General features: G+C 69.3%; 18 protein-coding genes. 10 read left to right on the top strand and 8 right to left on the bottom strand.

Annotated elements, in window-relative coordinates; translation table 11 throughout:
• The first annotated feature begins 94 nt into the window (after positions 1–94).
• Positions 95–3,277: an efflux RND transporter permease subunit gene (locus tag WMF36_RS07705; RefSeq protein WP_437581867.1), complete on the top strand. Its 3,183-nt coding sequence runs from the start codon at positions 95–97 to the stop codon at positions 3,275–3,277.
• Complete coding sequence (locus WMF36_RS07700; protein WP_437578960.1) at positions 3,274–4,527, top strand: efflux RND transporter periplasmic adaptor subunit; 1,254 nt, start codon at positions 3,274–3,276, stop codon at positions 4,525–4,527. Before WMF36_RS07705 ends, WMF36_RS07700 begins: the two co-directional genes overlap by 4 nt.
• Positions 4,528–4,560: 33 nt before the next feature.
• On the opposite strand, the gene WMF36_RS07695 is transcribed toward WMF36_RS07700, so the two are convergent.
• Both WMF36_RS07695 and WMF36_RS07690 read right to left on the bottom strand, forming a co-directional pair.
• On the bottom strand, positions 4,561–5,625 hold the full coding sequence (locus WMF36_RS07695) for an ABC transporter substrate-binding protein (protein WP_437578959.1): 1,065 nt from the start codon (positions 5,623–5,625) through the stop codon (positions 4,561–4,563).
• Positions 5,626–5,718: 93 nt separating this feature from the next.
• On the bottom strand, positions 5,719–6,903 hold the full coding sequence (locus tag WMF36_RS07690; RefSeq protein ID WP_437578958.1) for an MFS transporter: 1,185 nt from the start codon (positions 6,901–6,903) through the stop codon (positions 5,719–5,721).
• A 305-nt stretch (positions 6,904–7,208) separates the two neighbouring features.
• On the opposite strand from WMF36_RS07690, the gene otsB reads away from it, so the two are divergent.
• The 5 genes from otsB (at position 7,209) to WMF36_RS07665 (ending at position 13,369) form a co-directional block, all read left to right on the top strand.
• A complete protein-coding gene (gene otsB, locus WMF36_RS07685; protein WP_437578957.1) occupies positions 7,209–8,015 on the top strand; it encodes a trehalose-phosphatase in 807 nt (268 codons plus the stop codon).
• Positions 8,016–8,113: 98 nt separating this feature from the next.
• Positions 8,114–8,959: a PPK2 family polyphosphate kinase gene (locus tag WMF36_RS07680; RefSeq protein ID WP_437578955.1), complete on the top strand. Its 846-nt coding sequence runs from the start codon at positions 8,114–8,116 to the stop codon at positions 8,957–8,959.
• Positions 8,960–9,821: 862 nt separating this feature from the next.
• Positions 9,822–10,658 (top strand): DUF692 domain-containing protein, encoded by an 837-nt coding sequence (locus WMF36_RS07675; RefSeq protein ID WP_437578954.1) that lies wholly within the window; start codon positions 9,822–9,824, stop codon positions 10,656–10,658.
• 42 nt (positions 10,659–10,700) lie between these two features.
• Positions 10,701–11,654 (top strand): hypothetical protein, encoded by a 954-nt coding sequence (locus tag WMF36_RS07670; RefSeq protein WP_437578953.1) that lies wholly within the window; start codon positions 10,701–10,703, stop codon positions 11,652–11,654.
• A gap of 122 nt (positions 11,655–11,776) precedes the next feature.
• Positions 11,777–13,369, top strand: a complete 1,593-nt coding sequence (locus WMF36_RS07665) for an FAD-binding oxidoreductase (protein ID WP_437578951.1) — start codon at positions 11,777–11,779, stop codon at positions 13,367–13,369.
• 244 nt (positions 13,370–13,613) lie between these two features.
• Here the strand turns inward: WMF36_RS07665 and WMF36_RS07660 are convergent, their stop codons facing one another.
• Positions 13,614–14,474 carry an SDR family oxidoreductase gene (locus tag WMF36_RS07660; RefSeq protein WP_437578949.1) on the bottom strand — a complete coding sequence of 287 codons (861 nt, stop codon included), beginning with the start codon at positions 14,472–14,474 and terminating at the stop codon, positions 13,614–13,616.
• A gap of 195 nt (positions 14,475–14,669) precedes the next feature.
• Positions 14,670–15,140: a GNAT family N-acetyltransferase gene (locus WMF36_RS07655; protein ID WP_437578948.1), complete on the bottom strand. Its 471-nt coding sequence runs from the start codon at positions 15,138–15,140 to the stop codon at positions 14,670–14,672.
• A 79-nt stretch (positions 15,141–15,219) separates the two neighbouring features.
• Between WMF36_RS07655 and WMF36_RS07650 the strand changes: the two genes are divergently transcribed.
• From WMF36_RS07650 to WMF36_RS07640, 3 genes are all read left to right on the top strand, one after another.
• Positions 15,220–15,993, top strand: coding sequence for an endonuclease/exonuclease/phosphatase family protein (locus tag WMF36_RS07650; protein ID WP_437581866.1), 774 nt, complete (start codon positions 15,220–15,222; stop codon positions 15,991–15,993).
• A 106-nt stretch (positions 15,994–16,099) separates the two neighbouring features.
• Entirely contained in the window at positions 16,100–17,779 is a 1,680-nt protein-coding gene (locus tag WMF36_RS07645; RefSeq protein ID WP_437578947.1) for a rhomboid family intramembrane serine protease, read from the top strand.
• Positions 17,780–17,872: 93 nt separating this feature from the next.
• The gene (locus WMF36_RS07640; RefSeq protein ID WP_437578946.1) at positions 17,873–18,571 is read left to right on the top strand and encodes a GNAT family N-acetyltransferase; all 699 of its coding nucleotides are present in this window, start codon (positions 17,873–17,875) and stop codon (positions 18,569–18,571) included.
• Positions 18,572–19,311: 740 nt separating this feature from the next.
• On the opposite strand, the gene WMF36_RS07635 is transcribed toward WMF36_RS07640, so the two are convergent.
• From WMF36_RS07635 to WMF36_RS07620, 4 genes are all read right to left on the bottom strand, one after another.
• Complete coding sequence (locus WMF36_RS07635; RefSeq protein ID WP_437578945.1) at positions 19,312–20,220, bottom strand: aspartyl/asparaginyl beta-hydroxylase domain-containing protein; 909 nt, start codon at positions 20,218–20,220, stop codon at positions 19,312–19,314.
• A gap of 203 nt (positions 20,221–20,423) precedes the next feature.
• The gene (locus WMF36_RS07630; protein WP_437578944.1) at positions 20,424–22,919 is read right to left on the bottom strand and encodes a condensation domain-containing protein; all 2,496 of its coding nucleotides are present in this window, start codon (positions 22,917–22,919) and stop codon (positions 20,424–20,426) included.
• 33 nt (positions 22,920–22,952) lie between these two features.
• Positions 22,953–24,017: a phosphotransferase family protein gene (locus WMF36_RS07625; protein WP_437578943.1), complete on the bottom strand. Its 1,065-nt coding sequence runs from the start codon at positions 24,015–24,017 to the stop codon at positions 22,953–22,955.
• The gene (locus WMF36_RS07620; RefSeq protein WP_437578942.1) at positions 24,014–25,225 is read right to left on the bottom strand and encodes an acyl-CoA dehydrogenase family protein; all 1,212 of its coding nucleotides are present in this window, start codon (positions 25,223–25,225) and stop codon (positions 24,014–24,016) included. Before WMF36_RS07620 ends, WMF36_RS07625 begins: the two co-directional genes overlap by 4 nt.
• Between the last annotated feature and the right edge of the window lie 27 nt (positions 25,226–25,252).

The raw sequence follows: 25,252 nt of genomic DNA, 5'->3' as shown, positions 1-25,252 counted from the left end.
GATTGGACGAACGTCTGGGGCACCCTAAATGCGAAGCCTGCCCTCCGGGCGCCGCCCCGGCCGGGGCGCTCCGGAGGGGGACGGGAAATGGCCCATGTGGCTCGTCCGGATCGCGCTGCAACGCACGTACACGTTCATCGTGATGTCGATGCTCATCGTCATCCTGGGCGTGTTCACCATCACCCGGATGCCGACGGACATCTTCCCCGACATCGACATCCCGGTCCTGTCCGTCATCTTCAACTACGGCGGACTCCCTCCCGAGGAGATGGAGAAGCGCATCGTCAACAACTACGAGCGCTTCCTGACGACCACGGTCAACGACATCGACCACATCGAGAGCCAGTCGCTCACCGGCATCGCGATCATCAAGATCTACCTCCAGCCGGGCGCCAGCATCGAGGCCGCCACCGCGCAGGTCACGGCGGTCTCGCAGACCGCCATCCGCATGATGCCGCCCGGCATCAGCCCGCCGCTCATCATCCGTTACAGCGCCTCCAGCGTGCCCATCCTCCAGGCCGCGCTCGAGAGCGATTCGCTGAGCGAGCAGCAGCTCTTCGATTACGCGGTCAACTTCATCCGCGCCGACATCGCCACGATCCGGGGCACGCAGATCCCCTGGCCTTACGGCGGCAAGCAGCGCCAGATCATGGTCGACATCGACCCGCAGCGCCTCTTCGCCTGGGGGCTGTCGCCGCGCGACGTGAACGCCGCGCTCGGGCTGCAGAACGTCATCCTGCCCTCCGGCACGGCGAAGATGGGGGAGAACGAGTACCCCGTCCTCATGAACAGCAGCCCCGAGGCCTTCGAGGACCTCGGCAAGCTGCCGCTCAAGACCGTCAACGGGACGACCGTGTACCTCCGCGACGTCGCGAGCGTCCGCGACGGGAACGCGCCGCAGACGAACATGGTGCACGTGGAGGGCAAGCGCAGCGTGCTCCTGAGCATCCTCAAGAACGGGAGCGCGAGCACGCTCGACGTCACCTCGCGCATCCACGCGATGCTGCCGGCCACGCTGGAGAAGCTCCCGAAGGAGCTCAAGGTCTCGCTGCTCTTCGATCAGTCGGTGTTCGTGCGCGCGGCGGTCGACGGGGTAGTGCACGAGGCGCTCATCGCCGCGGGGCTCACCGCGCTCATGATCCTGCTGTTCCTCGGGAGCTGGCGCAGCACGCTCATCGTCATCCTCAGCATCCCGCTCTCGATCCTCGTCTCGATCATCGCCCTCAACGCCCTGGGCCACACGCTCAACGTGATGACGCTCGGCGGGATGGCGCTCGCGGTCGGCATCCTCGTCGACGACGCGACCGTGTCCATCGAGAACATCCACCGCCACCTGGGGCAGCGGAAGCCGTTCATCCGGGCCATCGTCGACGGGGCGCAGGAGATCGCCCTCCCGGCGCTCGTCTCCACGCTCTGCATCTGCATCGTCTTCGTGCCGGTGGTCTTCATCACCGGCGCCGCGAAGTCGCTCTTCGTGCCGATGGCCATGGCGGTCGTCTTCGCCATGCTCATGTCGTACTTCCTGTCGCGGACGCTCGTCCCGACCCTCGTGCGCCTGTTGCTCGAGCGCGAGGCGGCGGAGCACGCCAGCGGCCATGGGCCGGAGGGGACGGCGAACGCGAAGAGCCTCTTCGGGCGCGCCTTCGCCGCGTTCAACCGCGCCTTCGACCGGCTGCGGGGGGCGTACGGCGGGTGGCTCGCGTGGGCGCTCGCGCACCGCGCCGGGTTCGTCGGGGCGTTCCTTGTGTTCGTCGCCGCCTCGATCGCGCTGATCCCGCTCCTCGGCCGCGACTTCTTCCCGACCGTCGACGCCGGGCTCATCAAGCTCCACGTGCGCGGCGCGCCGGGCACCCGCCTCGAGGAGAGCGAGCGGCGCTTCGCCCAGATCCAGGAGACCATCCGCGAGGTGATCCCGCCGGGCGAGATCCGCACGATGCTCGACAACCTCGGGATCCCGGCGAGCGGCATCAACCTGTCGCTGAGCGAGGGCGCGCAGATCTCGTCGGCCGACGGGCAGATCTTCATCGCGCTCGAGGAGCACCACCAGCTGACCGCCGACTACGTCCGGAAGCTCCGCGCGAAGCTCAACGCGACGTACCCCGAGTCGACGTTCTTCTTCCTCGCCCCCGACATCTCGACGCAGGTGCTGAACTTCGGCCTCGCGGCGCCGATCAACGTCCAGGTCGTGGGCCCGATCGGCAAGGAGGACGAGACCTACGCGGTCGCGCTGCGGATCGCCGACCGCATGGAGAAGATCCCCGGCGCGGTCGACGTCCACATGGCGCAGGTGCCGGCGAGGCCGCAGCTCCGCATCGACGTCGACCGCACGATGGCCGACCAGATGGGGCTCACCCAGCGCGACGTGGCGAGCGACGTCCTGGTCTCGCTCTCGTCGAGCGGGCAGACGTCGCCGACCTACTGGCTCGACAAGCGCGGCGTGCAGTACCTCGTCGCCGTGCAGACGCCCCAGTACGCGATCGGGTCCATCGACGACGTGAACGCGACGCCGCTGTCGACCGGCGACGGCCGCCCCCAGCTCCTGTCGAACGTCGCGTCGCTGTCGCGCACGACGGGGCCGGCGAACATCACCCACTACAACGTCGCGAGGACGTTCGACGTCCAGGCGAACGTCGACGGCACCGACCTCGGCTCGGTCGCGGGCGCGGTCGCGCGCGTCGTCGACGAGCTCAGGCCCGAGATGCCGCGCGGGACCAAGGTGACCCTCAAGGGGCAGGCGGAGAGCATGGACTCCTCGTTCACCGGGCTCGGCTACGGGCTCCTCTTCGCGGTCGTGCTCGTTTACCTGCTGATGGTCGTGAACTTCCAGTCGTGGCTCGACCCGCTCATCATCCTGATGGCGCTCCCGGGCGCGGTGGCGGGCATCGCGTGGATGCTCTTCGTGACGCACACGACGCTGAGCGTGCCCGCGCTCATGGGGTCGATCATGTGCGTCGGCGTCGCCACGGCCAACAGCATCCTCGTCGTGACGTTCGCGAACGAGCAGCGCAAGCTGGGCCGCGACGCGGGCACCGCGGCGCTCGCCGCGGGCATGACGCGCCTGCGGCCGGTGCTCATGACCGCGCTCGCGATGATCTTCGGCATGCTGCCCATGTCGCTCGGCCTCGGCGAGGGCGGCGAGCAGAACGCCCCGCTGGGCCGCGCGGTCATCGGCGGCCTGCTCGTCGCGACGCTGAGCACGCTCTTCTTCGTGCCGGTGATGTACAGCCTCCTCCGGAACAAGGCCCCGGCCCGAGACCTGCTCGCAGAGGACCTATGAGCCCCCCCGACCCCGCTCTTGCCCCCGCGCCGCCCCCGGGCCCTCCCGCCGACGATCTCGGCTTCGATCTGCCGCCGCCCGCCGCGATGACGCGGACGCGCGGCGTCGCCCTCGGCGTGGGCCTCGTCGTCGTGCTCGGGGCCGCGTTCGCCGCGGCCTACCTGCCCCGCCGGAGCGCCCGCGCGGCGCTCGAGGAGGGCGTGCGGGCCACCGAGGGCGCCGCCCCGCGCGTCGTGGTCGTCGCGCCGCAGCCTGTGTCGAGCGACCGGGCGCTCGCCCTGCCGGGGAGCATCCAGCCCCTCGAGGAGACGGTCGTCTACCCGCGCGTGAGCGGCTACGTGCGGAGGTGGACCGTGGACATCGGCGACAGGGTCGAGGAGGGGCAGGTCCTCGCCGAGATCGACACGCCCGAGCTCGATCAGGAGCTCGCGCAGGCCCGCGCGCAGCTCGTTCAAGCGAGCGCCGGCCTCGTGCAGGCGCAGGCGAGCCGCGACGTGTCGCGGTCGAGCGTGAAGCGCTACGAGCAGCTCGTCCCCGCGGGCGTGGCGCCGCAGGAGGAGCTCGAGGAGCGGCAGGGGCAGGCGCACGTCGCCGAGGCGGGCGTCACCGTGGCGCAGGCGGCGATCACCGCGCAGAAGGCGAGCATCCAGCGCCTCCTGGATCTCAAGAAGTTCGCGAAGATCGCCGCGCCGTTCGCGGGGACGGTCACCTCGCGGACGATCGAGCGCGGGGCGCTGGTCACCGCGGGCAACGGGACGCCGCTCTTCCGGATCTCCGCGACCGACCCGGTGCGCGTCTTCGTGGGCGTCCCGCAGGACGTGGCGCCCAGCGTGCGGGTCGACGCCCCGGCGAAGGTGACGGTGCGCGAGTTCGCGGCGCAGCCGTTCCAGGGCACGATCGCGCGCACGGCCGGCGCGCTCGACGCGGCGACGCGGACGATGAACACGGAGGTGCGGGTGCCGAACCCTGACGGGCGGCTCCTCGCGGGCATGTACGCCGAGGTCGCGCTGACCTTGCCCACGCCGCACCGCGTGCTCGAGATCCCGGCGACGGCGCTCTACAACGACGCCAAGGGGCTCCGCGTGGCCGTCGTGGAGGCCGGGGGCAAGATCCGCTTCGTGCCCATCACCGTCGAGCGCGACACGGGCGCGACGATCCAGGTGTCGACCGGGCTCGACGGGAGCGAGCGCATCGTGAAGCTCGCGAGCGCGGAGCTGACCGAGGGGATGGCGGTCGACGTCGTGCCGTGACGCCCCGGGAGGGCCTCGCCGGGGCTTGCGCCGTCACTGGACCTGTGTCGTCGCGAACGGGTTGAGCTCGTTCGTGAACAGGTCCTCGGCCTTGAGCTGCCCCGCCTTGAGCTCGCCGTCCTTCACCAGCCAGTCGATCCAGACCTGGTATTCCTTGGCCGACAGGAGCCCGCCTTTGCCGGCGACACCCATGCTTGTCCAGTACTTGACCAGCGACGCGTCCTCGTTGCGGCCCCGCCGCGCGATGATGCGCTCCAGGCGGGCCACCACCTCCTCGCGCGGGGTGGTCCGGGCCCACTCGATGGCGCGCGCCACCGCGTCCACGAGCTTGCGGGCGCTGTTCGGGCTCTCCTTTAGGAAGCGCTTTGTCAGCACGTAGCTGCCGGCGGTGAACTCCCCGAACAGCTCGTGATCCGAGAACAGCGCCCGGAGGCCGCCGCGCTCGAGCGCCTTGTCGCGCAGGATGTCGCCGAGGACCGAGACGTCGACCTGCCCCTGCCGAAGCGCCTGCTCCGCGCTCACGGGCGGCAGCACCACCAGCGTGACCTGCGCGATCTCGTCGCTCGTCAGCCCGTGACGCGACAGGTACTCCTTCAGCATGAGCTCGTGGTGCGCGCCCAGCGTGTTCATGGCGACCTTCTTGCCGAGCAGATCCCGCGGCCCCCGGATGGCGCTGTCCTCGGTCACGTAGAAGCCGCTCCACCGCTTCGCGTCGACCCCGTAGCCGCCCACCACCGCCCGGAGCGGCGCGCCGGCGGCGATCAGCTTGATCACGGCGCCGTTGAACGCCTGCCCGAAATCTGTGTCTCCGGTGACCACCGTCTGGATGTCCTGCGGGCCGCTGATCGTGTTGCCGACATAGCTCAGCTGGATCGGGGCGAGGTACCCGAGGTCCTCCGCCAGCTCGGGCAGCGTGACCACGCCGGAGAACCCCTGATAGCGCAGCTCCAGCACCTCGTGGTCGCCGGCGCCCCCGTCGCCCTTGCCGCCGCCGGGCTCGGCCTTCGAGCAGGCCGCGAGCGCGAGCGCGGCGCAGAGCGCCGCCGCGAACGCGCGGCGGGTGGCGGAGAACGGAGCTGGGCTGTCGAGTTCACTCATGATGCAGGGCCTCTGTGCGCCGTGCGTCGGCGCTTGGTCTGGCTCATCTCTCTTCTGCCGGGGCCCCCTCGACGCTCGCGGCGGCGCGCGCCTCTACTCGGCGGCCGCGGGCTCGGTGGACGCGGGGTGCACCGCCACCACCGCGCTCGACGTCCTGCGCGCCAGGGCGAGGAGCAGGCCGAAGAGCACGGTCAGGAGCAGGAACATGGACTGGAGCCCCAGGCTCTTGCCCACGAGGCCGCCCACGGTGCTGCCGAACAGACCTCCTGACGGCCCCACAAGGGCGTGCAGGCCGGCCACCTTCCCCCGCCCCACCCGCGCGCCGATCCGGGCGATGCGGGTGAGGTTCGCGATCTGCAAGAGGCCGAGGCCGAGGCCGAGGAGCAGGCCACCGGACCGGAGCAGGGTCAGATCGCGCGAGAGGCCGAGCAGCAAGAGCGCGCTCGGGACGAGGACGAAGCTGGCGAGATAGACGCGCTCGTGCCCCAGCCGGCCCACCAGGCCGCCCAGCGCGAACAGCGCGAAGATGTAGGTCACGCCCTGCCAGGCGAGCAGCCCTGAGGCGTCGGTCGCCGTCAGCTGGGCGACGGTGATGCCGATCGGGATGATGAAGAACATGAAGAACGAATTGACCGACTGGGCCGCGAACTCGATCATGCACACGCTGCGCAGCTCGATGTCCTGCGCGAGCAGGGCGAGGTCGGACCGGACGCCGGAGAGCCGGAGCGCTCGAGGGGAGGGGGACCGCGCCGCATAACGACCGAAGACGATCGGCGACATGAAGACCGTGACCAGGAAACACACCCCGATGAGCCAGTAGGTGCCCCGGAAACCCAGGGCCTTGGTGAGGGTGGCCGCGAGCATGGGGCCGAGCAGGAACATGCCGACCATATGGGTGCCGCGGTACCAGCCGGCCTTGCCCTCACCCACCGTCTCGAGCTGCTGCATGAACACGGTGCTCAGCGAGACGAAGCGCAGCGGCATGAAGAAGCTGATCGCCGTCGTGCAGGCCAGCAGGAACACCGGAGACGGGACCGCCGGCAAGGCCATGTAGAGGGTCCCGGCCACGAGGCTCCCCAGCACGAACAGCCGCGCCGGCCCGAGGTGCTCCACGAGGAGCCCGATCGGGATGCTCATGAGCAGCACCCCGATGCTCTGCGACCCGGCGATGAGGCCGAGCAGCGCCTCGTTCGCCTTGAGCTCCAGCGCGTAGAGCGTCGTGGTCACCTTGGCCACGCCGACGCTGATGCCCATGACCGAGGACAGCGCCGCGAACACCAGAAGAAAGCGGTTCTTGTCGATGAAGGAGCGCAGCTTGACCTCGGGGCACGGCTCGAAGCAGTCCTGTTGATCCGCGCCAGCGATCAGCAGCCGTCACCGCGTGCCAGCGCCAGCGCCGGCGACGATCAGCAACGCCCGTGCCGCGCCGCCGCGCGCCGCATTTCGAGGCAGCCCGCGCTCGCGCTGCTGCCCTGGCAGCACGCGGTGGTGATCCGCTGCTCCGGCGCGAGCAGGACGACGCCGCCGCGCTCGATGATCGATGGCTCGAGTCGGGGCCCCGCTCACGGTAAGATCCGGACAGCATGGACGTTGGCCAGCTCATCGAGCGCGCGGCGGCAGCGCCGTCGTTGCTCCTCGCGACGGATTTCGACGGGACCATCTCCGAGATCGCCGCGGTCTCGGGCGGGGCGGTCGCCGACCAGGGCGCCATCAAGGCGTTGAAGGCGCTCTCGCGCGCGCCGGGCACGGCCGTGGCGCTCGTGTCGGGCAGGACGATCCACGACGTCGCGGCGCGCACGGCGGCCCTCGAAGCGGCCTGGCGCGTGGGCGAGCACGGGGCCGAGATCGCGGCGCCGGGCGGGGCGCTCCTGTACCAGGCGGAGGCGCCGGCCGAGGCGCTCGACGCGCTCGAGCGGGACGCGGACGAGATCGCGCGGCGGGTCCCTGCGCTCTGGGTCGAGCGCAAGCGCTGCTCGCTCGCGCTCCACTGGCGGCTCGTCTCGGCGGAGGATCGGCCGGCGGCCTTCGATGCGCTCGAGGCGTGGTCGGACGCGGCGCACCGGAAGGGGCTCGTGGTCATGAAGGGGCGCAGCATCCACGAGGCCAGGGACGCCGCGCACGACAAGGGCGGCGCCCTCTCTTTCCTGCTGGCGCGGCTGCCGCCGGGGACGCTGGTGGTCTACGCGGGCGACGACACGACCGATGAGCCGGCGATCACCTACGCCCGGGCGAACGGGGGCGTGGGGGTGTACATCGCCTCGTCCGAGCGGCCGGACGCCGGGGTCGAGCCCGACCTGACGCTGGGCGACCCCGGGGCGTGGATCGCGCTGCTCAAGGAGCTCGCGGCGCGGCGCGGCGGCCTGACCAGCGCGTCGCTGCGCCCGGCGTGAAGGGCCGGTGAACGCCGAGGCCGGCGGCGCGCCTCGCCGCGGCCGCTCGCCGTCGCTCCAGGGAAGGCACCCAGGCAGGATCGTGTACGCTCGCGGGCATGCCCATCACGCGACTCACGAAGGCCGATTCGAAGTTTCGCCTCGATGACATCTCGACCGACCCGCCGCGCGACGCGACAAAGCAGGAGGCGGCCGAGCGGCTCCAGGAGCTCGGCAAGGAGCTGCTCGAGCTCCAGGAGCTCATGTGGGGCGCGAGGACGCACAGCGTCCTCATCGTCCTTCAGGGCCGCGACGCGGCCGGCAAGGACGGCGCGATCAAGAACGTCGTCGGCGCGCTGAACCCGCGCGGCGTCAGCGTGAGCTCCTTCGGCGTGCCGACCACGGAGGAGCGGGAGCACGACTTTCTCTGGCGGATTCACCGGCACGCGCCGCGCGCAGGGGAGTTCGCCATCTTCAACCGCTCTCATTACGAGGACGTGCTCGTCGTGCGCGTGCACGACCTGGCGCCGAAGTCGCTGTGGGGCGAGCGCTACGACCATATCAACGACTTCGAGGAGCTGCTCGCCGAGCACGGGACCCTCGTGATCAAGTTCTTCTTGCACATCAGCAAGAAGGAGCAGGAGAAGCGGCTCCTGGAGCGCGAGGAGAACCCCTCGACGGCCTGGAAGCTCAACGTGAACGACTGGAAGGAGCGGGAGCACTGGGACGAGTACACCGAGGCCTACGAGGACGTCTTCCGGCGCTGCGCCTCGCGACACGCGCCCTGGTGCATCGTCCCGGCGGACGCCAAGTGGTACCGCAACCTCGTCGTCGCCGAGACCGTGGCCGAGACGATGCGGGAATACCGCGACGACTGGCTGAAGACGCTCGAGCGGAACGGGAAGGCGGGCCGCGAGGAGCTCGAGGAGTACCGGAGATCGAAGGGCGTGCGGCACAAGGGGTGAGCGGGCGAGCGACGGGATCCTCGGGCGACATGCGGCGCGTGCGCGCGCTGCCGCGCACGGTCGCTGGGTCGCACGCGAACCTGTCCGACGACGTGGGGCACTCCTCCCACTTCGCGTCGAAGTAGAGGTTGTGCAGGCGAGGGAGATCGTTCCAGCGCACCACCTTCCCGAGCTCGTCGTCGGCCGTCACCTCACCACGGCGACCACGCTCAGCAGGCCTTCCTCGGCAAGAGTTTGCCTTCCTCCAGCGGGACTTTGCCTTCCTCAGTAAGATTTCGCGCTCCTCAGCGGGACTTCAACGAGCGGATGGGCGACCACAGCACCCGTCACACCCGCCCCGCCGCCCCTGTACCTCTCATGCGAAGTCGACCGTTGAACCCCGCCGATCCGAGTCGTTCCCCAGCCATTTCAACGCCACCACCGCCATGTGTACGCCGCAGGGCAGGGCGGCATCTTCGCGGCTGTGCATGCACGCCTGGTATGCCGACTGCTCGAGCGGCACGGCTCTTGATTAGGCCTTTGCCCGGACAGAGAGTCGGTGGGCGCAAAACGGGCGGGCTTCACTCCGCACGAGACGCCTGCCGAGCTGTCCCTGACCGAGGAGGCCAACCTGCCTCGGACGAAGGAAGAAACATCGCATGAACACTGACAAAAACGGATTCGATTTCGAGCTGATCACCCCTGACGAACGCGCCGAACTGGAGACGAGGGAGGTCTCGCTGCACTGCTGCGGGTGCGGCTACGTGAACGACGAGTGACATCGCGATAACCGGCGGGGGGGCGCGCCCCCTGCCGCCGGCGCCCAGGCGCGTTCGCTGCGCTGCCTGGGCGCCTCATTTCACCTGCGCGCAAGGAGCTGCTCATGTGTGCGAAGCCAAGATTCGATCTGCCGCGCCTCGGCGCTGGGCTCGCCTACCGGCCCTCTTTCGCGCGCGATATCGAACAGCACCGCGATCGGATCGACTGGATCGAGATCTGCGCCGATCATTACATCTCGCGGACGGAGGGGCGGCTCGCGCGCGCGGTCGAGCTGAGCCAGCGTCTGCCCATAGCGCCCCATGGTCTCGAGCTATCCATAGGCACCGACGCGCCGCTCGACATGGAATATTGCGGTGAGGTTGCGCGGCTCGCGAAGGCAGTCCGCGCCCCCTGGTACAGCGATCACCTCTGCTTCACGCAGGTCTCCCGGATCGAGCTTGGCCAGCTCACCCCGATCGCGTTCACCGAGCGCTCCGCGGCGCGCTGCGCCGCCAAGGCCCGGCAGTTCCAGGACATGCTGGGGGTCCCGCTGCTCCTCGAGAACATCACCTATCACCTGGCGATCCCCGGAGGCACCATGACGGAGGCGGATTTCATCAGCAAGGTCGTGAACGAGGCTGATTGCGGCATCTTGCTCGACCTCACGAACCTGTACATGAACTCCCAGAACCTCCACTACGATCCGTATGAGTTCATCGACCGCATCCCGCTTGATCGCGTCGTGCAAGTCCACCTGGCCGGCGGAATTTACGAAGACGAGATGTGGCTAGACACGCACAGCCACCCGATCGACAGCCATCCTGAGGTCTGGGACCTGCTCGACTATCTCTGCCGGAGAGCGCCCGTACGCGGCATCCTCATCGAGCGCGACGTGAATCCGCCGGACGACTTCGCCGAGATGCTGGAAGAGGTCGAGCACGCGAGGGCTATCCTGGCTTAAGGCATTCCTCGCGTAGCCGCGGGGCGGACGACGGAACGTGCAATGAATCGTACAGCGGAGGGGCGGACGATGGATCACGCAGCGGAGGGGCGGACGATGGATCACGCAGCGGAGGGGCGGACGATGGATACGGATACCTCAGCGTTTCAGACGGCGTTCGCGCGGTTGATCACCGATCCCCTGGCGTTCGAGCGTTTCTACGACAACCCGGCGTGCTTCGCCGAGGAGAGCGCGCTGAGCGCCGGACAGATGTCCGCGCTCCAGTCCCTCGACAGGAACCGGCTACGCTGGATTTCGACCTCGCTGGGCGTCAAGCGCTTTTTCCTCGTCGAGACGTACTTCCCCGCCACGTTCGCGCTGCTCCGGCGCCACAGGGCGTTGGGGAAGGTGGAGCGGAGCCTCATCGCGACATACCGCCCCATCAAGTCCGAACGCCTGATCCGCGCGTTCCGCGACGCCGTCTGGTTCGCCGAGCTCGTCGAGCGGCACGTCGACCACGGGGAGCTTGATATCCCCTACCTCATCGACGTGCTGCGCTGCGAGCGCGCCGAGTTCATGCTGTGGTCCGATGCCGCGTGCGTCGAGAGCGCGAACGATTTCAAGTCGCGGAACGCGTCGAGGCCGAGCGTCACCGAGGAGCAGCTGCTCGACGGCGCCGTGCGCGCGGGCCGGCACGTCGTGCTGCACGAGTTCTCGTGCGATGTCTTGCCGTTCATCCAGACGCTCGTCGACGGCGAGGCGCCGCTCGAGCCAAAGCCCGCGCCGACGCTGATCCTGTTCGGAAGGATCGCGGTGACCGATCGCGTCCAGAAGGCCCGCGTGGGGCGGATGATGAAGTCGTTTCTCATGCACGCCGGCGGCGGAAAGCCTACCCGGGAGATCCTCGCGGAGATACTCGAACCGCAGATCGATCGCGCCGCGCGGGACGCCATCGAGCATGATTGCTGCCGGGTGCTGCAAAAGCTCTACGCGCTGAGCTTCGTGACGATCGAGTAATGCGTCGGGCCGAGCGCGTGCGGCGGGGACGATGACGCGGTGCCGCGGAGCGCGGCATGAGGGGGGCCGCGCGACATTTTCATTTCGCACCTGCAGCGGTTTCCGCTCCCTCGAAGGACCCAATGAACGGAGCATTTCTTTCATCCGGCCGGCTCAACTCGGCTTACAGGCACCTCGCAGCCGTGCTGGGCGACGACGCGGTCCTCGGCCCAGGCTCGGATCTCTCAGCCTACGAGGACCCCTATGCATTCGGCAGCTCCGAGGACTTCCGGTGCTCTGGGGCGGTGCTGCCGAAGTCGGTCGAGGAGGCACAGGCTGTCCTGGCCGTCGCCAATCAGCACGGCATTCCGCTCTGGACCGTGTCCGCCGGGCGGAACCTCGGGTACGGGGGCGCGGCGCCGCGGGTGAACGGGGCCATCGTGCTGGACATGCAGCGGATGAACCGGATCCTGGAGGTCGACGAGGAGCACGGCTACGCCCTGGTCGAGCCCGGAGTGAGGTTCGTGGACCTCTATGGGTATCTCCGCGAGCATCGGCTGAAGCTGTGGATTTCCGCGCCGTCGCTGGGTTGGGGTAGCGTCGTCGGCAATGCCCTGGAGCGGGGCATCGGCTACACCCCCTACGGCGATCATGCCGCCCAGATCTGCGGGCTGGAGGTGGTCCTGGCGAACGGCGACGTCGTGCGCACCGGCATGGGTGCGTTGCCCGGCGCCAACACCTGGCAGGTGTACAAGGGCGGGTATGGCCCGTCGCTGGACGGGCTGTTCCTGCAGTCCAACTTCGGGATCGTGACCAAGCTGGGGCTCTGGTTGATGCCGCAGCCGGACGGAATAACGTCGTGCACCGTGCACTTCCAGAGGGAGTCCGACCTGGAGGCGGCCATCGATGTGCTGGCTTCGCTGCGCCGCCGGGAGATCATCCAGAGCAACGCCCAGCTGGGCAATGTCGTGCGCGAGGTGGCGCACCGCTATCCGCGCTCGCGCTGGTACGACGGCCCCGGCGCCATGCCCGATGAGGTGCTCGAAAAGATCCGCACGGATCTGGGCATAGGATGGTGGTGGATCCTGCGCTTCGGCCTCTACGGCGACGAGGAATTGCTGGATGCTCGGTTCAAGATCGTCCAGCGAGCATTTTCAAGGATCCCCGGCGCGGAGATCATGGGCCGCAAGCAGCTCGCCTCGGGCTCGGACGGCCTCTACGCCTGGGAGGTCGAGGGACCGGCCGGCCGCCTGGCGGGCGTGCCGGGATTCTTCGCTTTGAATGTGCTGAAGTTCCGCGGCGACGACTGTGGGCACCTCGATTTTTCGCCGATCGTAGCGTCCAGCGGGCGCGAGGCGGTGAGGGTTTACGAATGTGTGAAGGCGCGGGCCCGCGAGCACGGAATCGACTACTTGGCCGGCTTCACCGCCAGCGTGCGCCACATGAACCACGTCTTCCCGATCCTCTACGAGAAGCACGACGCGGAGCAGACGAGCAACGCCGCCGCGCTGCTCGACGCCTTGATCAGGGAACTGGGGAAGCAGGGGATCGGCGAGTACCGGGCGCACCTGGCCTTCATGGACCTGATCGGCGATCAGTACAGCTTCAACGAGCACGCGCTCCGGCGCTTGAACGAGACTCTAAAAGATGCGCTGGACCCGAACGGCATCCTGTCGCCCGGCAAGCAGGGCATCTGGCCCGAGGCGTCGCGAAGGCGACGCGCAGGAACGCGGTGATCCGCGCGTCCACGTCACCGCACGATGCTCGCGGCGCTCGCTCGCCATGTCAACGAGCCACGCGAGCGCTGTCCCTGGATGTCCGGCAGATGGCGCGAGCAACCCGCCCGGCGGCGTGATGGTCGATCTCGCCGGGACCATCTCCCGCCTCGGCACCGCACGGCGCCCACGCTCGACGACGTCACGTGCTCGATGATCTCTCGGCTAGCTCTCGCTCGCGCGCCGCGCGCGGCCACGGCGGCGCTCACCTGGCGAGCGCCTCGAACCAGGCGCGCAGAGGCCGTGTCCCGCGCGCGGGCGCGACCGAGTCGGACGTCATGACGGCCGCCACGAACTCCAGCAGATCCGACATCCGCGGATGGATGCCCTCGAGCAGCACGCTCGTGGACCGGAACACCCCCGCGGGGATGTGCACGATATACCCCTTCTTCCCGACGGCGTCGAAGGCCAGGCGCATCACCTCGTCGCGGGTCATGACGTCGGGACCGCCCACGGGCACCACGTCAGGGCCCCCGGCGAGCACCTCGGCGAGGGCCTCCGCGACGTCCACCGGGTGAACCGGGTTGGTCCTCGCCAGGCCGTCGCCGGGCACCGTGCCCACGCCGGCGCGGGCCATCGCGACCATGTCGTTCAGCGCGGAGAAGATGCCGGTCGGGCGCACGAACGAGAACGAGAGACCCGAGGCGCGAATGCGCTCCTCCACCTGGAGATGGGCGGCGAGATAGCGGGTGTGGGCATAGCCGGGGCCCGGTTGCGCGGAGAGGTAAACAAAGCGCTTCACCCCCGCCCGCTTCGCCGCCTCGAGCAGGCTCGTGTTCGCCACGACATCGACGTCATGGTAGCTCCTGCGCTCGCGCAGCGTCATCGACACATTCGCGCCGAGACACGAGATGACCGTATCGATGCCCTCGAGCGCGGCGCTCACGGCCCCGGGCTCCGCAGCGTCGGCGACGACGACCTCCGAGGCGAGGCCGCGGAGGCGCGCCGCGTTGCCCTGGGAGCGAGAGAGCGTGCGCACGAACTGCTCCCGCGCGCGGAGCAAGCGCAAGAGCTCGGTGCCGACCACGCCCGTGGCGCCGGCGAGGAGGATCCGCTGCACAGTCATCGGGGCACCCGTTCCTTTCGAGCGCGGCGCCCGGGAGCGCTCCGTCGCTCCCGGGCCAGCCGCGCAGCGACACAAGCCTTTCCAGCATGTCGGCGTCGACGTCAAGGATCACGCGATCTGCCGGCGGACAGGCAGGTCTCACGGCGGCTCCGGCGGACGCGCCGCGCAGACACAACGTGTCAATCGACAGCGGGCTCAGGTCATCCGCCGGACCATCCTGGTGTGCGGGATCCCGGCCTCGTCGAAGATCGGCCCCTCCTCGGCGAAGCCGAGCTTGCGATAGAACGGCGCGGCGACGACCTGGGCGTTCAGGACCAGAGCGCGCGCGCCCTGCGCGGCGCCGATGCGGATCGCCTCCTCGAGCAGCCGCCGCCCGAGGCCGGCGCCGCGAAGGTCCTTCCGGACGGCGACGCGGCCCACCTTGAGCGCGCCCTCGCACGGCACGATCCGCATCGTCGCGACCACCTCGTCGCCGTCCAGGACGACGAAGTGCTGCGCGCCTTCGTCGAGCTCGTCGACCTCGATGTCCTCGGGCACGGCCTGCTCGACGACGAAGACCTCGTACCGCAGGCGGAGCGCGCCGGCGTAGAGTGGCGAGTCGCTGCGGATCGGGAGGATCTTGCGGGCCATCGCGCGCTCGGCCATGCCCGATTCGTGCTCTGTCACGAGCGCCGCGTCCACCGGATTCAGCGCGCCCTGGAGCTGCTCAGCCCGGACGAGCTAGCCTGATCCCACCGTGAAGATCATGACCTTCAACATCCTCTCCGGCGGCGAGGATCGCTTCGAGGCGATCCTCGCGATCGTCGCCGCCGCGCGCCCGGACCTGCTCGTCCTCCAGGAGTGCGTCGGCTGGGAGGACGGCGCCCGGCTCCGGGCCGTCGCCGAGGCGATCGGCGCGCCCGCGGGCGAGCGGCACGCCGTCCTGGGGAGCGCCAATCCGCGGCCGAGCGGCCGGCGAAACCACATCGGCGTGGTCAGCCGGGCGCCGCTCGTGAAGGCGCGCGTGCACGCGCCCGAGGCGCTGGCCCACTGCCTCGTCGAGGTCGAGCTCTCGCTCGGCGGCGAGCCGCTCTTCGTGCTCGGCACCCACCTCAACGCCGGCAGCGAGGACCGCCGGGTCAGCGAGGCCCGCTGGCTGCTCTCGCTCGTGCCTCCCGCCCGGCTCGCCGCGGGCCTCTGGGCGCTCGTCGGCGACCTCAACGCGCTCTCGCGGCGCGACCCCTACCCCGCGGACCTCGACGCGCGCCTCGCGACCGCCGGCATCGAGAAGTACGGGAGCCCGCCGCGATTCGACACGATGGACACCCTCGAGGCGTCCGGCTGGTCCGACGCCCTGCTCCTCCGGCCGCGCTCCGGGCGCTGGGCCACCGCGCTGCGCGGGCGCGCCGGCGCGCAGGTCGAGACGCGGACCGACTACGTGCTGCTCTCGCCGCCGCTCGCCGGGCGGCTCGCGCTGGCCGACATCGTCGACGTCGGCGCCGCGTCCGACCACCACGCCGTCGTCGCCGAGATCGCCTGAGGCCGCGCGGCGCGCTTCGTGAGCCAGCGCGCGCCGCCTTTCCGCTACGCTCGCCGCGCGACCTCTCGCAGGCGCAGGAGAAGAGACCTTGGTGGAGCAGCCGATCATGGACCGTGCGCCCGAAGACGAGATGCTGGATCGGCGCGACCGCCTGCTCGCCGCGCTGCTCCACGGGCCGGACGCCTTCGTGCTCCTCCGCTGCGACGCGGCCGTGGCGGAGATGGTCGGCGGGGCGACGCCTCTCCGGATCGTGCTGATCACGGCGGCCGGCGACGCCTCGGCCGACCCGCTCCACGCCCGGATCGCGCCCCTGGTGAAGCTGGCGCGCCCCGGGGGGCCGCCCGCGCACTTCGTCGTGGTGGGCGGCGACGCCGCCGCCGGCCGGGCCGCGCTCACCAAGGCGGCGCCGCTCGTGCAGGCCGTGCGGATGGGCTTCCACCACCTCGACGCGACGGGCGCGCTCACGCGCGTGAAGGGGCCGGCCCTGCCGGCCCTGGAGGACGCCCACAGGCGCCTCGGCGAGGTGGGCCCGCTCGGCCCCGATGGCATCGACGAGGCGCTCGCGCAGGGACAGGCGCTGGCGCAGCAGGAGCGCGCGATCGTGGACCGGCTGACGGGCAGCCGCCGCGTCACGGCGACGCTCGTGATCGCGTGCGCCGTGCTCCTCGCCGTGAGCTACGCCTTCGGCTCCGGCACCCACGAGGCGGCGCTCTGGCGCATGGGCGCGAACAGCGGCGAGGCGGTGCGCCGCGGCGAGCTCTACCGGCTCCTCGCCTCGGCCTTCCTGCACGCCGATCCGGTGCACCTGTTCGTCAACATGCTGGCGCTCTGGTCGTTCGGCCCGATGCTCGAGGCGCTCCTCGGCCCGCGGCGCTTTCTCCTGCTCTACGGGGCGTCGGCGCTGGGCGGGTCGCTCGCGAGCGCGATGCTTGTGGACCGATGGAGCGTCGGCGCGTCGGGCGCGATCTGGGGCCTCATGATGGCGGGCATCGGCATCGCGCTCCGGCCGCACGGGCTCCTGCCCCCCGCGATGATCGCGCAGATGCGCAGCCGCGCGTGGTGGCCGCTGGGGCTGAACCTCATCTACAGCCTGCAGCCCGGCATCGATCTGCTCGCGCACCTCGGCGGCGGCGTCGTCGGCTTCGCGCTCGTCGTCACCGTCCTGCTCCGGGGCCTCACGCCGGTGGAGCAGCGCGCGCGCGCGGCGGACGCGGAGCCGAGGCCGCGCCCCCTGCTCGCGGTGGCGGCGGCCCTCACGGCCGCGGCGATGGTGGTGTCCGTGGCCGTTGCGCTCGCCGCCGGCCGCCCCTGGGAGCTCCGCGCGCCGCCGGCGATGACGCGCACCGCGGTCGCGGACACGGGCGTCGCGCTGGACCTGCCGGAGTCGCTCGCGAGGGCCGCGTCCGTGGAGGATCTGAACGGCGTCCGCTTCCACACGTACGGGCGGCTGCCCGAGACGCCGATGATGTTCCAGCTCGCCGTCTTCCCGCTCGGGGGCGAGGTGGCGCCCGATCAGGTGGACGAGCTCCTCGAGCAGGAGCGCAAGCAGCTCGACGAGCACCGGCCGGCGAACAGCACAACGAAGGGCCCGGCCACGCGCATCGACCTGGGCGGTCGCCCCGCGGTGAGCCTCAGGAGCGAGCTCAAGAACGGGCTGCAGAGGGTGAGCTACGTCCTCGTGCTCGGGGACCGCGAGGTGATCCTCCAGGCCTATTCGACGAAGGATCGGCCGGCGTCCTGGAACGGGATCGAGGACAAGGTGGCAGCGACGATTGGACTGCGATGAGATGCGGCAGGACGCGGCGGGCGACGCCCGCGGCGGGCGTGGTGAGCGAACAACCTGCGGAGGCCTTCCCCTGTGGAGCACACGAATTCTCTGATGCAGCCGATCGGTCACCCCCTCCCCGGCTGGACGCCGCGGCCATTGCCGCCGCGCGAGCCCCTGATCGGGCGGGCCTGCCGGGTCGAGCCGCTCGACCCTGACCGGCACGCCGCGGATCTCCATGCGGCCAACCTGGCGGATGCGGAGGGGCGAAGCTGGACTTACCTGCCCTATGGGCCGTTCGCGACGCTGAACGACTACCGCGCCTGGATGGAGGCCACGTGCCTGGGCGATGATCCCCTGTTCCACGCGATCATCGACGGGACGACGGGGCGGGCGGTCGGCGTCGCGAGCTACCTGCGGATCGACCCCCGAAACGGCGTCATCGAGGTCGGGCACCTCCACTACGCGCCGCTCCTCCAGAGGACGCCGGCCGCGACGGAGGCGATGCACCTGATGATGCGGCGGGCGTTCGATGAGCTCGGCTACCGGCGCTACGAGTGGAAGTGCGACGCGCTCAACGCCGGCTCGCGGGCGGCGGCGGCGAGGCTCGGGTTCCGCTTCGAGGGCGTGTTCCGGCAGGCCACCGTGGTCAAGGGGCGCAACCGCGACACCGCGTGGCACGCGATCCTCGACAGGGAGTGGCCGGCGGCGAAGGCGGCGTTCGAGCGCTGGCTCGACCCGTCGAACTTCGACGGATCGGGCCGCCAGCGGCAGAGCCTCTCGGCGCTCATGGGCTCCCCGGTCCCCGGCTAAAGCGACAAACGGGTTGAAATCCCGAAAAAAAGCAGAAATTTCACAGGGAGGCGAGGAGGCGGGGAGGGAGAGACGGCGAGAGGGAGAGATTCTTTTTTTTCTTCCTCCCCGCCTCCCCGCCTCCCTGTGAAATTTCTCCCGGTTTCAACATGATTGGTGCTCTAGCTCCGCCCGCCCGCGCAGCGGGCCGGAGCGCTGCGGAGGACCTGGACGCGAGGGAGCACGGTCCAATCTCGTACGGCTCCCTATGCTATGGCATCGTCGAACCTTCGGAATCTGCGACCCCGAGCGCCCCGGGATTCGCCTCATCCGCGCCGTACGCCCGCTCGTCGCGCTCATGGCCGCGATGCTGCCGGTCGTCGCCTTGGCTCCCGGCTGCGGCGGCGATGCTCCCGCTCCGAATGGCACGGGTGGCGCCGGCGACCCGGGAGACTTCAACGTAGAAATCGAGCTACCGCTCGGCTCTCCGGTCAGGCGCTCTCCGCCCGCGAACACGCCCCCTCGGAGGTTCGGCTTGTAGGTCACGTGGCCCCCTCGCCGCATCAGCAGGTCCGGCAGCCCTTCGCCTTGGGATATCCACTACCGTAAAGACGCGGCAACAACGTGGCATCCTCCTCGTCCAGGCTTCGCCTGGCGCACCGAAGTTCACGTTGAAAGTGCGGCACCCCACGACACACGGCTCGTGGTATCTCGTTGACCACCACGTGCCCTCGCTGAGGCGGAGAGGTGATCGATGCCTGTCAAACCCACCAATGATCCTCACCCCGCGCGGGCAACATCGTAGTCTGACTCGCTTTCCATTCATCAAAAAAACGCAGTTGGTGAAAAAAAGCAATGATGTCCTGAAGGAGCTCAAGCTCGTACAGATCGAGCTCGGGGTGCCAGAAATCAAACAGCAGGACGACGCGCGTCAGGCTGCCTCGATTCCAGACCTCATGTTCGAGCGAGTCGTCGAACACCAGGCACTTGCCATCCTCCCACCCACGCACCTCGTCTGCCACCCGCATCTCGCATCCCCGGCTGTCGGTGAGCGCCAGATGACACCGCAGCTTGAAGTTGCCGAACCCCTGGTGAGCTGTGATGTGCGTCCCTGGCGCGAGCGCTGAGAATTTGGCGATCCCAGGGGCCGGAAAGCACCCGGGGACGCTTGCGAGCAGCTTCGTTGTCTCAGGGCACCGCTGGCAGTTGTCCTCGAACGTATGCCCCGAGTGATAGAAGTTGAAGGTGTTCCATTGGCCATGAACCGGCAGCTCCGCACCGTGCGGCTGCTGATAGACACGGAACGCCTCCTTGCCCCGCAGCGCGAGGAGCTCCCGCCTCACCACGTCTGCAGCGCGCTCGACGTCGCCGATCCAGGGGATCTCCTCGCTCTCATAGAACGCTTCGCGCGCGAGCCCGGGAAACAGCGGCTCGTCGCTGCCGCCCGCGGAGAAACGGCCCGTCCTACAGAGCCAGTCGCACAAGTTGAGCGTGAACTCCGTGAGCCGTCGATATCGCGGGGCGGTGGCCGCCACACGGACAAGCCTCTCCGTGAGCGGCGCGAAGGACTGGTATGCGCCAAGCAATGCCGACAGCAGCGCCGAGCTTCGTGGGCTGCGCGCAGTCCGTGCGGTGATCTCCCGGATCAAACCTGCTGTATCGGTAATCATCGTTCCTCGTCTTGGGAGCCGAAACTACGGTCAGCGTGCATGCACGGCCGACCGCCGGCTTCTGCCTCGTTTGAATACATCGGTAAAACCATGAGTCATCGTGCCCTCCCCACCCGGCGACGTCGAGGTGACAGCCGCGGCCGATCGACGGTGGCCGGGTCCCGTCGAAGGACGACCTCTGGCAGGGACCTTGCTCCGCGGTCTCACGGCTCGGCAGCCGACGTTGAATCACGTCGCTCCGCGATGCTCTCGATGCTTCGGTTCAGCGCGGCTGCGAGCACACCGACGTGCGGCTCGGTCATCATCGAAAGATGATCGCCCGGTACCCAGCGCACCTCCACCGGGCCGCTGCAAAGTCCGCTCCATCCATTCGTCGGGTCGCCCGAGGAGCCGGGCAGCGCGCTGCCTGCTTCCTGCAGACACTCCGTGGCGCGGAAGAGGACGGTCGGCACCGAGCATCCGCTCGTAGGCCGGTAGCGGGTGCGGTGATTGGCGGTGAAAACAGAGAGAAAACCACGGATCTGGTCTGCCGAGGCGCTTTGCGTGGCGATCCGAGCATCCGCGATGCGGCGCCGGAGCACCTCCATGGGCGCGCCGTGCAAAGGCTGGCGCGGGGACGCCTCTCCCCGGCCAAAAAGCTGCTCTACCATGTCAGCGACCCCCCTCATCGTTTCTTCCTCCGTCTCGATGTTGGGCTCGGGAGCGAACCCTTCCAGCGGAGCTACTGTGTCGAAGAGCGCGAGCAACGCCACCCGCTCCCCGCCGAGGACGAGGCGGCGAGCGATCTCGAAGGAGACGAAGCCGCCGAACGAGTGGCCGCCCAAGAGGTAGGGGCCGCGCGGCTGCGCCGCCCGGATCTCGTCAAGATAGTGCATTGCCATCTCCTCGACGGACCGCTGGGGCTCGGAGAGGCCGTCAAGCCCGCGCGCCTGCAGGCCGTAGAAGGGCCGGTCGGCGCCGAGGTGCGTCGCGAGCCGGTGGAGGTAAAGAACGCTCCCTCCTGCGCCCGGCACGCAGAAAAATGGCCGCTTCGACCCCTGCGCCCGCAGGGCGACCAGCGTTGGCCAGGGCTCCTGGGCAGCATCGACGCGCAGGGCGGCGGCGAGGCCCTCGACCGTGGGATTCTGCAGCAGAATGGAAAATGGCACCTCTTTCCCAAACTCCTCGCGAAGGGACGCCACGAGCCGGAGGGCGAGCAGCGAATGCCCTCCGCTCTCGAAGAAGTCGTCGAGCGCCCCCACGGGCTGAACATCGAGGAGCTGCTCGCACATACGCGCGACGCGGCGCTCCAGCGGATCGCGCGGCGGGACGAACACGCGATCGATGTTCCGTGAGACCGGCGCCACCCTGGGGAGCTCGTCGTCGCGGATCGCGGCCAACAGCGAGCCTAGCGAGGGCTCTGGGCTCGCCGCGATCATCGACGCGAAAAGACAGAGGTGATCGAGAATCCGGGAGGCATCCTGATCCGCGAAGCGACGCCGGTCGTGGAGGAGGGACAGGCGCACGCTCTCACCCTGCGACACGAGCAGCGTGAGCGCGTGCTTGGTCCGGGATCCAACCATGCGGGATTGCCCCGGGTCCACGAACGCAGCCAGATCCAGCGGAGCGGCGGATCGGGTCGACACGTTGTCGAAGACGACGAGGGTGTCGTAGAGGCGCTGAGCGCTCCGCATCTCGCTCCACGCGTGGATCTGCCCCGCCGAGCAATATTCATGGCCTCGCTGGCGAAGCTGCTCGCCATGTGCCTCCGACAGCCAGTCCCATAGCTGGGCCTCCGGCCGAATGAGCCTGCGCACAGGGAGCGTAGTGATGAATAGCCCGATGATTTGCTCTACCCCGGGCAGGTCGGGCGGCCGACCCGAGCACGTGGCGCCGAAGACGACGTCGGTCTCGCCCCCATACCGGCCGAGGAGCAGCGCCCACATCCCCTGGATCAGGATGTTCATGGTCACGCGGTGGCCGCGGGCCAGGCGCGTGAGCGCCGCCGTCGTCTCCGCCGAGAGCACCGCTCCTCGCTCCCCGTATGGCTCCGCCGGGAGAGCGCCGAGGGCCTCGGCAGGCACGCCGAGCCGGTTGGGTCGGACGAAGCCAGCCAGCCTGCGTCGCCAGAATGCCTCGGTCTCGGCCATCTGCTGCTTCTCGAGCCACGCCAGGTAATGCCAGTAGAACCGCCGCGGCGGGAGCAGCGCCCGGCCCTGCTGCAACGCGAGGTAAAGACGCTGCACCTCGCTCAGGATAATCGAGACCGACCAGCCATCTGTGACAAGGTGATGGTGCGTCCAGACGAACCAGGAGCCGCCGCCGCGCGCGCAGAACAGCGCGAGGCGCACGAGCGGGGCCTTGTTCAGGGGGAACCCGCGGACCCGATCCTCGGCGAGATAACGCTGAAGCCGCTCCTCCACGGCGTCCTCGGGGAGGTCGCTCCAGTCTTCCTCGTGAACGGGAACCTTCACGGAGCGGAGGACGACCTGGCGTGGCTCCTCCAGGTCCATCCATGCGAAGCATGTCCGCAAGATCGGCTGCTCCGCGACGAGCTGCTGCCAGGCATGGAGAAAGACCTCTCGATCCACGGTGGGGCGCAGATGCAAGACGCACTGCTCCACGCAGATGCCCGACTTCGGCGAAGAGAGCGCCTCGAGCAACATGCCCTTTTGCGTCGATGAGAGGAAGTAGATACCTTCAATTCGATCTTGGTCCATGAGAGATCTCCCCCGAAGCCTGGGCCGCAGGGCTTAGCAGCGCCCGCTCCCCGCCGCTTCGGCCGCCGCCCGCGAAAGCAGCGTCACGTGGCGCCCTAGCCCGGCAAGGCGCGGATTTCTCGTCTCGCCACGCAAGTATCGCTCATGGAGACGCTGCGCGATCACCGCGACCTTGAAGAGCCCGAAGACATAGTAATACACTGCGCGCGCGACCGGCCGGCCGGTCCGCTGCTCGTAGCGCTCCACGAGCTGGCGCCGGGTCAGGCTGCCGGGGAGATACGTCGGGCCGACCGCCAGGAGGCGATGACCCGGGTCGTCACGCTCTTGCCAGTAGGCCAGCGCGGTTCCGAGATCCATGCGCGGATCGCCGACGCTCCCCATCTCCCAGTCCAGCACGGCGACCACGCGCGTGAGATCGCCGGGATCGAACATGAGGTTATCGTACTTGTAATCATTGTGGATCATCGCCGCCGCGCCGTCGGGGGGAAGCTCGGCCTCCAGCCAGCGCGCGATGTCAGCCATGTCGACCTGGGAGTCCACCGCAGAACGCTTGTAGCGCAAGATCCATTCCCGCACCTGGCGTCCCGCATAGCCCTCAGAGGCCGTCAGGCGGGTAAGACCAGCCGCCTCGCCATCAATGCTGTGCAGGTGCGCCAACGTGTCGATGAACACCTCGGAGAGGCGGCGTGCCTCCGTGACGCCGAGCGCGAGCCCGGCGGGAAGCTGACGCCGCAAGACAAGACCTCGTCTCCGATCCATGAGATAAAATGGCGCGCCGATCACCGAACGATCATCGCAGCGGCAGATGGGGCGCGGTGCCAGCGGGTAGACCTCGCAAAGCCGCGCGAGCACAACGTACTCCCGCATGACGTCACGCGCGCCGCGCCCCTCGGCCGCGTCGGGAGCGCGCCGCAACACCATTTCACGCCCTCCCACCGTCACGAGGTAGGTCAGGTTGGAATAGCCGCCGTGAAACTGCGCGATCTCGATCGCCCCGCGCCGCTCCGGTGCGCTGGCGCGGAGCCACCCGGCGAGCGCAGCGACGTCGAGCCCCTCGCCGGGTCGCGGCTCTGCCGGTTCGTCCAGCAGCGCGCTCATCGATGCTCGTCCTTACGGAGCCCAGCGCCGGCGAGGATCCGCCTCGCGACGAGGGTCTTGTGGATCTCGTCCGGCCCGTCATAGATCCGCGCGCCGCGCTCCTGACGGTAGAAGAACGACAGTATGGTATCGTCTGTCATCCCCAAGGCGCCGTGCACCTGGAGCGCACGATCCAGCACCTTCGCCATCACGTCCGCCACGTGGAACTTGACCAGCGACACGTCCGTCCGAGCCTCGTGTATCCCGCGGGCCTCGAGCTTCCAGGCGGAATGCAGCACGAGCAGACGCGCGGCGTCGATCTCGGCGCGGCTCTCGGCGATCCACGTCTGTACGATCTGGCGGCTCCCGAGCGGGTCGCCAGGGGCGAGCTCACGGCGCGCGGCGCGCTCACACATCATCGAGAACGCGCGCTCAGCGACGCCGATCCAGCGCATGCAGTGATGGATGCGCCCGGTACCGAGGCGCGACTGGGTAATCAGGGCGCCAGCGCCGCGCGACCCGAGGAGGCTCTCGGCAGGGAGGCGACAGTCCTCGTAGACGATCTCGGCGTGGCTCGTCCAGCCGCTGCCGGTCTGCCCCATGATGGATAGGTTGCGGACGAGACGGTACCCCGGTGCGCTGGTCGGGACGATGAATACGCTCTGGCGAGCATGGGGCTCCGCGGCGGGATCGGTGCTGGCGACGACGAGCGCGAACGCGGCGCCATCGGCTCCGGTGGAGAACCACTTACGGCCGTTCAACACCCACCCGCCGTCGCGAGGCGACGCGGTCGTATCCAGCCACAGAGGGTTCGAGCCAGGGTGCTCCGGCTCCGTGAGCGAGAAGCAGCTCCGGATCTCCCCTGCGAGGAGGGGGCGAAGCCACCTTTCCTGCTGCTCCGGAGTCCCATGTTCGATGAGGATTTCCATGTTCCCTGCGTCCGGCACCTGGCAGTTCAAGGCGTAATGCCCGAGAGGGCTTCGGCCGAGCTGCTCGCTGATGAGGGCAAAGCCGAGCACACCGAGGTTCATGCCGCCGTGCTTCTCGGGGAGCTGCGGGAGCCAGAGCCCCCGCCTCCTGGCGTCAGCGCGCACGCGATCCAAGGCTCTCTCGATCTCGAGGAACGGTCTCGTCGCGAGATCGGCTTCGAGCGGGATGACCTGGGCGTCGATGAATGCACGGATCTCCTGCGAGAGATCGGCGATATGTTTGGGGATCGAGAACTCCACGTGGTCCACCTCACAGGAAGCGCCTCG

The sequence above is a fragment of the Sorangium sp. So ce887 genome, assembly GCF_051521455.1.
In the GTDB taxonomy this organism is placed as follows: Bacteria; Myxococcota_A; Polyangia; order Polyangiales; family Polyangiaceae; genus Sorangium.
Note: the sequence above shows the minus strand (reverse complement) of the source record. Positions and strands in the feature narration are given on the sequence as shown.

Excerpts from the sequence above, each read along its gene's own strand:
- otsB (WP_437578957.1), top strand. The coding sequence starts at position 7,209 with ATGGACGTTGGCCAGCTCATCGAGCGCGCGGCGGCAGCGCCGTCGTTG.
- WMF36_RS07635 (WP_437578945.1), bottom strand. The coding sequence starts at position 20,220 with ATGATTACCGATACAGCAGGTTTGATCCGGGAGATCACCGCACGGACT.
- WMF36_RS07660 (WP_437578949.1), bottom strand. The coding sequence starts at position 14,474 with ATGACTGTGCAGCGGATCCTCCTCGCCGGCGCCACGGGCGTGGTCGGC.
- WMF36_RS07625 (WP_437578943.1), bottom strand. The coding sequence starts at position 24,017 with ATGAGCGCGCTGCTGGACGAACCGGCAGAGCCGCGACCCGGCGAGGGG.
- WMF36_RS07700 (WP_437578960.1), top strand. The coding sequence starts at position 3,274 with ATGAGCCCCCCCGACCCCGCTCTTGCCCCCGCGCCGCCCCCGGGCCCT.
- WMF36_RS07670 (WP_437578953.1), top strand. The coding sequence starts at position 10,701 with ATGAATCGTACAGCGGAGGGGCGGACGATGGATCACGCAGCGGAGGGG.
- WMF36_RS07630 (WP_437578944.1), bottom strand. The coding sequence starts at position 22,919 with ATGGACCAAGATCGAATTGAAGGTATCTACTTCCTCTCATCGACGCAA.
- WMF36_RS07645 (WP_437578947.1), top strand. The coding sequence starts at position 16,100 with ATGGACCGTGCGCCCGAAGACGAGATGCTGGATCGGCGCGACCGCCTG.
- WMF36_RS07705 (WP_437581867.1), top strand. The coding sequence starts at position 95 with ATGTGGCTCGTCCGGATCGCGCTGCAACGCACGTACACGTTCATCGTG.
- WMF36_RS07665 (WP_437578951.1), top strand. The coding sequence starts at position 11,777 with ATGAACGGAGCATTTCTTTCATCCGGCCGGCTCAACTCGGCTTACAGG.
- WMF36_RS07680 (WP_437578955.1), top strand. The coding sequence starts at position 8,114 with ATGCCCATCACGCGACTCACGAAGGCCGATTCGAAGTTTCGCCTCGAT.
- WMF36_RS07695 (WP_437578959.1), bottom strand. The coding sequence starts at position 5,625 with ATGAGTGAACTCGACAGCCCAGCTCCGTTCTCCGCCACCCGCCGCGCG.
- WMF36_RS07650 (WP_437581866.1), top strand. The coding sequence starts at position 15,220 with ATGACCTTCAACATCCTCTCCGGCGGCGAGGATCGCTTCGAGGCGATC.
- WMF36_RS07675 (WP_437578954.1), top strand. The coding sequence starts at position 9,822 with ATGTGTGCGAAGCCAAGATTCGATCTGCCGCGCCTCGGCGCTGGGCTC.
- WMF36_RS07640 (WP_437578946.1), top strand. The coding sequence starts at position 17,873 with ATGCAGCCGATCGGTCACCCCCTCCCCGGCTGGACGCCGCGGCCATTG.